The following is a 1,493-nucleotide window of genomic DNA, read 5'->3' as shown; positions in this document are numbered from 1 at the left end:
TGGTATACTCCGTCGTTTTGTGATGCCCCGGCATGCTACGCGCCACACCGCAAAAACTTCGCTTACGGATTAATTCCCGTGAAAGCGTGTTTTTTCGGCCAGCCTGTACAGAGGGATTTCGGCACCATTTTTGGAGTTTTACATGCTCGAGCAGGCTCAACGCGTCCTCAAGGACATCTTCGGCTACGACCGTTTTCGTGGCCGCCAGGGTGCGATCATTGAGCGCGTGGCCAATGGCGGCGACGCCCTGGTATTGATGCCTACCGGCGGCGGCAAATCCCTGTGCTTCCAGGTGCCTTCGCTGTTGCGCAACGGCCTGGCCGTGGTGGTGTCGCCGCTGATCGCGCTGATGGACGACCAAGTCGCCACCCTTGAAGAACTCGGCGTCGCCGCCGCGGCGTTGAACTCCACCCTCAGCGCCGAGCAGCAACGCGACCTGGCCGCACGCATCAAGCGCGGTGAAGTGAAGATGCTCTACCTCGCCCCCGAGCGCTTGGTGCAGCCGCGTATGCTGGCGTTTTTGCAGAGCCTGGAAATCGCGCTGTTCGCCATCGACGAAGCCCACTGTGTGTCGCAATGGGGCCACGATTTCCGCCGCGAATATTTGCAGTTGGGCCAGTTGGCGGAGTTGTTTCCCGACGTCCCGCGCATCGCCTTGACTGCCACCGCTGACAAACGTACCCGCGAAGAAATCGTCGAGCGCCTGCATTTGCAGAACGCTGAGCGCTTCCTGTCGAGCTTCGATCGGCCGAATATTTTCTACCGCATCGTGCCCAAAGAGCAGCCGCGCAAGCAGTTGCTGGCGTTTCTGTCCGAGCGGCGCAGCGACGCGGGCATTGTCTATTGCCTGTCACGCAAGAAGGTCGATGAAGTCGCCGCGTTCCTCTGCGAGCAAGGCTACCCGGCGCTGCCGTACCACGCAGGCCTGCCCAATGAAACGCGCTCTGCCCACCAGAAACGCTTCCTCAATGAGGAAGGCCTGATCATGGTGGCCACCATCGCGTTCGGCATGGGCATCGACAAATCCAACGTGCGCTTTGTGGCGCACATGGACCTGCCCAAGTCTCTTGAGGCGTACTACCAGGAAACCGGTCGCGCCGGCCGTGATGGCCTGCCGGCGGATGCCTGGATGGTCTACGGCCTGCAAGACGTGGTGATGCTCAAGCAGATGCTGCAGAACTCCGAAGGCGACGAGCGCCACAAGCGTTTGGAACAGCACAAGCTCGACGCCATGCTATCGCTGTGCGAAGAGACGCGCTGCCGCCGCCAAACGCTGCTGGCGTATTTCGACGAGGACATGCCCGAGCCCTGCGGCCACTGCGACAACTGCGTCGACGGTGTGCAGACCTGGGATGCCACTGAGCCGGCGCGCCAGGCGTTGTCGGCCATCTACCGTACTGGCCAGCGTTACGGCGTGGGCCACTTGGTGGATGTGTTGCTGGGTAAGGACAACGAAAAGGTGCGCAGCTTCGGCCACGAAAAACTCTCGGTCT

General features: G+C 61.2%; 1 protein-coding gene. It reads left to right on the top strand.

Going from position 1 to position 1,493, the window contains the following annotated elements; translation table 11 throughout:
* Nucleotides 1-142: 142 nt before the first annotated feature.
* Nucleotides 143-1,493 (top strand): DNA helicase RecQ (gene recQ / locus E0F99_RS29825; RefSeq protein ID WP_130909134.1); only part of this gene is annotated, 1,351 nt, incomplete at its 3' end.

The sequence above is a fragment of the Pseudomonas antarctica genome, assembly GCF_900624995.1.
GTDB classification, from domain to species: domain Bacteria; phylum Pseudomonadota; class Gammaproteobacteria; order Pseudomonadales; family Pseudomonadaceae; genus Aquipseudomonas; species Aquipseudomonas antarctica.
Note: the sequence above shows the minus strand (reverse complement) of the source record. Positions and strands in the feature narration are given on the sequence as shown.